The organism is Mesorhizobium sp. B2-7-1, assembly GCF_006440735.1.
GTDB lineage: Bacteria > Pseudomonadota > Alphaproteobacteria > Rhizobiales > Rhizobiaceae > Mesorhizobium.
Window position 1 is genome coordinate 1 of the sequence record NZ_VFUA01000178.1, and the last position, 7292, is coordinate 7292.

6 protein-coding genes are annotated in these 7292 nt (G+C 64.2%); 5 read left to right on the forward strand and 1 reads right to left on the reverse strand.

All coding sequences use genetic code 11. From position 1 onward, the window contains the following. The 4 genes from FJ471_RS33660 to FJ471_RS33675 all read left to right on the forward strand — a co-directional run. The coding region (locus FJ471_RS33660) for a 5'-nucleotidase C-terminal domain-containing protein (protein ID WP_140810586.1) at positions 1–1039 on the forward strand (1039 nt) is incomplete at its 5' end. Positions 1040–1182: 143 nt separating this feature from the next. Next, on the forward strand, positions 1183–2247 hold the full coding sequence (gene hemH / locus FJ471_RS33665; RefSeq protein WP_140810593.1) for a ferrochelatase: 1065 nt from the start codon (positions 1183–1185) through the stop codon (positions 2245–2247). 136 nt (positions 2248–2383) lie between these two features. After that, positions 2384–3334, forward strand: a complete 951-nt coding sequence (locus FJ471_RS33670; protein ID WP_140810600.1) for an SPFH domain-containing protein — start codon at positions 2384–2386, stop codon at positions 3332–3334. Positions 3335–3453: 119 nt separating this feature from the next. After that, the gene (locus FJ471_RS33675; RefSeq protein ID WP_140810606.1) at positions 3454–3918 is read left to right on the forward strand and encodes an NfeD family protein; all 465 of its coding nucleotides are present in this window, start codon (positions 3454–3456) and stop codon (positions 3916–3918) included. Positions 3919–4062: 144 nt separating this feature from the next. Here FJ471_RS33675 and FJ471_RS33680 read toward each other — a convergent pair whose 3' ends face one another. Next, entirely contained in the window at positions 4063–5064 is a 1002-nt protein-coding gene (locus tag FJ471_RS33680; RefSeq protein ID WP_140810614.1) for a KpsF/GutQ family sugar-phosphate isomerase, read from the reverse strand. 160 nt (positions 5065–5224) lie between these two features. On the opposite strand from FJ471_RS33680, the gene FJ471_RS33685 reads away from it, so the two are divergent. After that, a complete protein-coding gene (locus FJ471_RS33685) occupies positions 5225–7027 on the forward strand; it encodes an outer membrane beta-barrel protein (RefSeq protein ID WP_140810621.1) in 1803 nt (600 codons plus the stop codon). The last annotated feature ends 265 nt before the right edge of the window (positions 7028–7292 follow it).

The window sequence follows — 7292 nt, forward strand, 5'->3', positions numbered from 1 at the left end:
CCACGTCGATACCCGGGATTTTCGCTATGACGTCGCGCTCGCGGTTATAGCCGATATGCGTCACCGCGATGATCTTGGTGATGCCTTGCGCCTTCAGATTCTCGACCGCACCAAGGGCCAAGGCGTCGAGATCGTCATCTCGAACGGCGGCGGCCTGCGCGCCTCGATCGACCAGGGCACCGTGACCATGGGCGAGGTGCTGACCGTGCTGCCATTCCAGAACACGCTGGCGACCTTCAAGATCTCGGGCAAGGACCTGGTCGCCGGCCTCGAAAGCGGCCTCAGCCAGATCGAGGACGGCGCCGGCCGTTTCCCGCAGGTTGCCGGCATCAAATATTCCTTCGACAAGTCGGTCGCGCCCAATGCCGGCCGCGTCAAATCGGTCGAGGTGATGGAAAACGGCGCCTGGACGCCGATCAATCCCGACAAGCAGTACCTCGTCGCCACCAACAACTATGTCCGCCAGGGCGGCGACGGCTACAAGGTCTTCGCCGACAAGGCGACCGACGCCTATGACTACGGCCCCGGCCTGGAGCAGGTGGTGGCCGACTATCTCGGCGCGCATCGGCCCTACACGCCGAAGCTCGACGGCCGCATCACCGAGATTGCGGCAACGACCGCGGCCGCCGAGCCGGCAAAACCAGCCGAGGCAGCAAAACCGGCAGAGACCGCGCCGGCTGCGAGCGAACCGTCAATGCCGGCTCTGCCTTCGGGTTCCAGCGACATCGCCGGCACGCCGCCGAGTGTCTCGACCGAGGCCGCTCCGGCATCGGAGGGCACGAAGCCGGCTGAACCCGCCCCGGCGACCCCTGCTCCGACCCCAGCCGCCGAGCCGGCCAAGCCAGCGGCTGCGCCCGCCGAAACCAAGCCGGCCGAAACCAGCCATACGGTCGCCGCCGGCGATACCTATTGGGACCTGGCGAAGAAGGCCTATGGCGACGCCACCAAGTGGAAGCTCATCTCCGAAGCCAACAAGGGTTATAAACCACGCCGCCTGCCGCTCGGCGCGACGTTGACCATTCCGCCGGCCGCGAAGTAATCGACCAGCCGAATTCATGGCACCCGCCCGGGCAACCGGGCGGGTGTTCCTTTTCCGGGCCCAAACACGATAAGGTGCGGCCAGACGCAGCATTGAAAACCGGCAGGGCATCGCTAGTTTCGCGGCGCTACCGGAGACTGTTCATGACGCTTGCCAGCCCCACCGATGCCAAAGCCGCTAAGGCCGTCGGTTCGCTGTCCGCCGACGCCGCGCCCGTCAAGGCGGGCAAGATCGGCATCATGCTGGTCAATCTCGGCACGCCCGACGGCACCGACTTCAAGCCGATGTGGCGGTATCTCAGGGAATTCCTCTCCGACCCGCGCGTCATCGAGCTCAACAAGGCGATCTGGTACCCGATCCTCTATGGGCTGGTCCTCACCACCCGACCAAAGAAATCCGGCGCCAACTACGCCCGGATATGGAACAGGGAGAAGAATGAATCGCCGCTGCGCACTTTCACCCGCGCTCAGGGCCAGAAACTGGCCGCCGCGCTTGCCGACCTGCCCGATGTGGTGGTCGACTGGGCGATGCGCTACGGCAATCCCTCGACGGCAAGCGTCGTTCAAAAACTGGTCGACCAGGGCTGCGAGCGCATACTGACCTTTCCGCTTTACCCGCAATATTCGGCGACGACGACGGCGACGGCCAACGACCAGCTGTTCCGCGCGCTGATGAAGATCAGGCATGCGCCGGCGATCCGCAGCGTGCCGCCCTACTATGACGAACCGGTCTATATCGAGGCGCTGGCCCGTTCGATCGAGGAGCATCTGGCGACGCTCGATTTCGTGCCGGAGGTGATGATCACCTCCTACCATGGCATCCCCAAACCCTATTCCGACAGGGGCGATCCCTACCGGGCGCACTGCCTGGAGACGACGCGGCTGCTTCGGGCAAGGCTCGGCTGGGACGAGAAGAAGCTCATCACCACCTTCCAGTCGCGTTTCGGCGCGCAGGAATGGCTGCAGCCCTATACCGACGTGACCGTCGAGAAGCTGGCCAAGGACGGCGTAAAGTCGATCGCCGTCGTCAATCCAGGCTTCTCCGTCGACTGCATCGAGACGCTGGACGAGATCGGTCGCGAGGCAGCCGAAACCTTCCATCATGCCGGCGGCAGGAATTTCGCCCATATCCCCTGTCTCAACGACAGCGCCGAGGGCATGGCCGTGGTCGAGGCGCTGGTGCGGCGGGAATTGTCGGGCTGGATTTAACCGCCTTTGGCGGCCGCTGCGAAAACTGGTGCGCAAAAGCCTTCGCTAACCAATATTCGCGATCACCTGATTGTAACGCTGCGGAAACACACTTAAGTGATTCCGTGAAGTCGGTGCCTATTGAGGGAGATACGAAATGGGCTTCAGCGGTTTCGACATTGCCATCATTGTTCTTGTTTTCCTGGTTATCATCCTTCTTTTCAAGGGTATCAAGACGGTACCGCAAGGTTACAACTACACGGTGGAGCGCTTCGGCCGTTACACCAAGACGCTGACCCCTGGCCTCAACATCATCAACCCCATCTTCGAGCGCGTCGGCGCCAAGATGAACATGATGGAGCAGGTGCTCGACGTCCCGACGCAGGAAATCATCACCCGCGACAACGCCATCGTCGGCGTCGACGGCATCGCCTTCTACCAGATCCTCAACGCCGCTCAGGCGGCCTACCAGGTTGCGGGACTGCAGAACGCCATCCTCAACCTCACCATGACCAACATCCGCACCGTCATGGGCTCGATGGACCTCGATGAATTGCTGTCGAACCGTGATGCCATCAACGAACGCCTGCTGCGCGTCGTCGACGAGGCCGCGCATCCATGGGGCATCAAGATCACCCGCGTCGAGATCAAGGACATCAATCCGCCCGCGAACCTCATTGAATCGATGGGCCGGCAGATGACCGCGGAGCGCAACAAGCGTGCCCAGATTCTCGCCGCCGAAGGCCTGAAGCAGTCGCAGATCCTCGAGGCCGAAGGCCGCAGGGAAGCCGCCTTCCGCGACGCCGAGGCGCGCGAGCGCTCGGCCGAGGCCGAGGCCAAGGCGACGCAGGTCGTGTCGGAAGCCATCGCCAAGGGCGACGTCCAGGCGCTGAACTACTTCATCGCCCAGAAATACACCGAGGCGCTGACCAAGATCGGCTCGGCTACGAACAGCAAGATCGTGCTGATGCCGCTGGAGGCCTCGTCGCTGATCGGCACGCTCGGCGGTATCGGCGAAATAGCCAAGGAAGTGTTCAAGAACGACGGCAGCACCGGCACGCAGCGGCAAGCGGCGCGCCCGCCAGTGGTACGCCCGAACGAGAACTGATGTCTGGACCGGTTCGTCGTTTCTTGGAAACGCCGAACCGCTCTCCCTTTGTCTTGACGCGATTCCGGACGGAAAGCCGCTTCACACCTTTCCCGGAATTGCTCCAATAGGTGGGCATTATGATTGACCGTATTGTTTCCGAACTCGGCCCGTGGAACTGGATGGTTCTCGGCATCGTGCTGCTGGTGATGGAAGTCGCGGCGCCCGGCGTGTTCATGCTGTGGATCGGCATCGCGGCTCTCATCATCGGCGCGGTGTCGCTGGCGATCTGGGACGCCGCCTTCTGGACTTGGCAGGTCCAGGTCCTCGCCTTCCTCGTGCTGGCCGTCGTCTCGGCCTATGTCGGCCGGCAGATCGCCGTCAGCCGTCAGGGCACCGTCGACCAGCCGCTGCTCAACCGCCGCGGCGCGCAGATGGTCGGCCGCACGGCGACGCTGGCCGAGCCGATCAAGAACGGCCGCGGCCGCATTCGGCTTGGCGACACGCTGTGGCGCGTCTCCGGTCCCGACCTGCCGGTCGGCGCGCAGGTCCGCGTGACCGGGGCGGCGGATACCGATCTGGAGCTGACTGTCGAGGCGATTTGATCCGCGACGGCACCCCGGGTGCCCTGCGCATCGGTGGGGTCTAAAGCATGTCTCCCGAAAGTGGTAACCGGTTTCGGGGCAAAGACATGCGCAAAATCAAAAACCTAAAACGCATGGAGCGAATCTGAAAGATCGCGACGCGCTTTAGGCAGCGCCGATGCGCAACAGATCGTGCAAATGAACCAGACCGATCGGGCGTCCGCTCTCGACGACCATAAGGCTGGTGATGGCGGATGTGTTGATCGTCTGCAGCGCCGTCGCCACCAGCGTGTCCGGGTTTGCCGTCTTCGGCTTCTTGGTCATCACCTGATCGACGCTCATCGTCAGAATGTCGTTGCCGATATGGCGGCGGATATCGCCGTCGGTGATGATGCCGATCAGGGCGCCGTCGGCTGCGGTGATCGCCACGCAGCCAAAGCCCTTGCGCGACAATTCCAGGATTGCCTCGCGCATGCCGGTGCCCGATGGCACGAGAGGCAGCCTTTCGCCGACATGCATGATCTCGCGCAGCTGGGTCAGATTGGCGCCAAGCTGCCCGCCCGGGTGGAAGGTGCGGAAATGGTCCGGCGTGAAGCCGCGCGCCTCGAGCAGCGCAATCGCCAGCGCATCGCCCATGACAAGTTGCAGCAGCGTCGACGTCGTCGGTGCCAGCCCGTGCGGGCAGGCCTCCGGCACGACAGGCAGCAGCAGCACCACGTCGGCGGCACGTGCCAAAGCGGAGGTTTCGCCGGACGTAATGGCAATCAGCGGGATGGAAAAACGCCTGGAATAGGCGACGATGCCCATCAATTCCTTGGTTTCCCCGGACCATGACATGGCGATGATGGCGTCGTCGCGGCCAATCATGCCGAGATCGCCGTGATTTGCCTCCGCCGAATGGACGAAAAAGGCTGGCGTGCCGGTCGAGGCAAGCGTGGCGGCGATCTTGGAGCCGATATGGCCGCTCTTGCCGACGCCGGTGACGATGACGCGGCCCTCGATCCGCGAGATCAGGTCGATCGCCGCGGCAAAAGGCTCTGCCAGCCCGTTTGCGAGCGCGGCGGCGAGCGCCGCCACACCGTGCTGCTCCGTCGCTACCGTTCTCAGCGCCGATTCGATCGCAGCCTGCCTGTCCGGCTGCTTTCTTTCTGGGGACCCCGCATGCATGGCGCAAGCGATTAGCGCTTTGCCGCGCCCCTGTCCAACAGAATTGCCGCGGTCTGCCGATCCGGGCGGCTCTGGAGCTCCCGTCTCAACCCTCCGTTAACCATCCGCATTTACGGTTCGGTAAGTATGGCGCAACCGCGCCGCGCAAGCAGTGGTGACGATGTCCGGGGGCCAGTCTGAAACGAAATTCGGTCGGAGGAGCATTGCCGTTGCAGCACTGCTGCTGACGGCAAGCGCGCTTGCCTTGCTGCGCCCGGCGCCTGCATTTTCGCAGGAAACCGAGCTGCGCGGCGAGGTCTCCGAATCGGCCATACTCGCCGACCAGCAGCGCAAGGCCAGGCAGTTGAGAGCGCAAGGGTCGCTCGATCAGACCCCGCCCGCGGCCGCGGCCGCCCAGGACACGGCACCGACGACCTACCAGCCGTCGAGCCCCGGCGCCGTTGCCGATGACGATCAGACGGCGGGCGCGACGGACAGCATCTTCGACCAGCCGCAGGCGACAGACGATCCATTGGCCGGCACGAAGGCGCCGGCAAAACTGCGCCGGCCCTCGACGGCTGCCCAGCGTGCTCAGGACGTCAAGGCCGACACCAAGTCGAATACCAAGACCGCCGACAAGAAGAAGGCCAAGAAGAAAGCGGGCGAGGCTACCGACAGCACGACCACCGGCGCGACCGCCTCCACCGACGACCAGGCTGATGCGGCAGCGACCGACGACAACGGCAGCAACCGCCGCGCCGTCACCATTGACAGCGTCGACAAGCAGAAGCTCGACCCAGGCCAGGAACGCACGGCATCCATTGATGGTCAGAAGGTCAAGCTGGAGGACGATCCTTTCGCCGCTCCCGGTGTCAAGGTCGGCACCTTTGTCTTCCGGCCGACGCTCGAGCAAGGCTTCACGGCCACCTCCAACGCCGATTCCAGCAGCACCGGCAAATCGGCGGTCCTGTCCGAGACCGCGCTGCGTTTCACCGCGACCTCCGACTGGCGCGAGAATTCTGCTTTGATCACCGGCTACGGCCAGTTCCGCAACAGCGTCTCGGGCGAAAAGATCAAAGATGCGCAGGGCCGCATCGAAGGCCAGCTCAATATCGACCTCGACAACGAGCTGCGCGCCATCGCCAAGCTGGGCTACGAAGCGGCACCCGAATCGGCCTCCGCGCCGGATGCTGTCGCCGGCGTCGACCACCAGCCGTTGCGCCAGACGGTGGACGGCAGCCTCGGCATCGAAAAGGATGTCGGCAAGATGCGTTACACGCTGACCGGCGCGGTCTCGCACGACTTCTATGGCGACGCCGAGCTCACCGACGGCACCACGCTGTCGCAGAAGGATCAGGACAACACGCTCTACACGGCAACCTTGCGCACCGGCTACCAGATATCGCCGGCGCTGACGCCCTTCACGGAAGTCGAGCTCGGCCGCCGGGTTTACGATCTGCGCCTCGACACCGACGGCTTCGACCGCGCCTCGAAGAGGGTTGGCGCGCGCGTCGGCGTCGAACTCGATATGGGCGACAAGCTTTCGGGCGAATTCTCCGTCGGCTGGCTGCGCGAGGCGCTCGACGACAGCCGGCTGCCTGCGATCGCCGGGCCGTCCGTCAATGCCGACCTCAAATGGTCGCCCGAGCGCGGCACAACGATCGGGCTCACCGGAAAGACCGAAGTAGAGACCACCACGACGGCAGACCAGAGCGGCGATATCCTCTACTCCGGCCGTCTGACCGGCGAGCGCCAGATCCGCGCCAATCTGACGGCGAATTCGGCGCTGGGCCTCGACTGGCGCGATTACACCGGCTCCGACGGCCATGACATGATCCTGAGCGCCGAGGCCGGACTGACCTGGTGGCTGAACCGCTATGCCGGGGTCACCACCAAGGTGAGGACGGAGAAGCTTACCAGCAACCTGCCCGGACGCGACTACACCGCCAACAGCATCTATCTCGGCCTGAAGGTCCAGCGCTGAGCGCCGACGGCCGCACCGAGAACGGTAGCTACCGAGGACCGGCGCGGAACGCACTCGAACTACGTGAGCACCGGAGGCGCAGGAACCTGCCGTTCGCAGGCCGGCCTCAGCTGAATATCGGCATAGGCTAGAATGCCGCCCCGCGACGCTCTACCGGCCGTATCTCATCGAGCAGCGCGCGGATGACGCCGGCCACCAAGGCCATCCCGAAGGAAATGCTCACCGTCGTCGACCGGCCGGTCATCCAATATGTGGTCGACGAGGC

Excerpts from the sequence above, each read along its gene's own strand:
- hemH (WP_140810593.1), top strand. The coding sequence starts at position 1,183 with ATGACGCTTGCCAGCCCCACCGATGCCAAAGCCGCTAAGGCCGTCGGT.
- FJ471_RS33670 (WP_140810600.1), top strand. The coding sequence starts at position 2,384 with ATGGGCTTCAGCGGTTTCGACATTGCCATCATTGTTCTTGTTTTCCTG.
- FJ471_RS33675 (WP_140810606.1), top strand. The coding sequence starts at position 3,454 with ATGATTGACCGTATTGTTTCCGAACTCGGCCCGTGGAACTGGATGGTT.
- FJ471_RS33680 (WP_140810614.1), bottom strand. The coding sequence starts at position 5,064 with ATGCATGCGGGGTCCCCAGAAAGAAAGCAGCCGGACAGGCAGGCTGCG.
- FJ471_RS33685 (WP_140810621.1), top strand. The coding sequence starts at position 5,225 with ATGTCCGGGGGCCAGTCTGAAACGAAATTCGGTCGGAGGAGCATTGCC.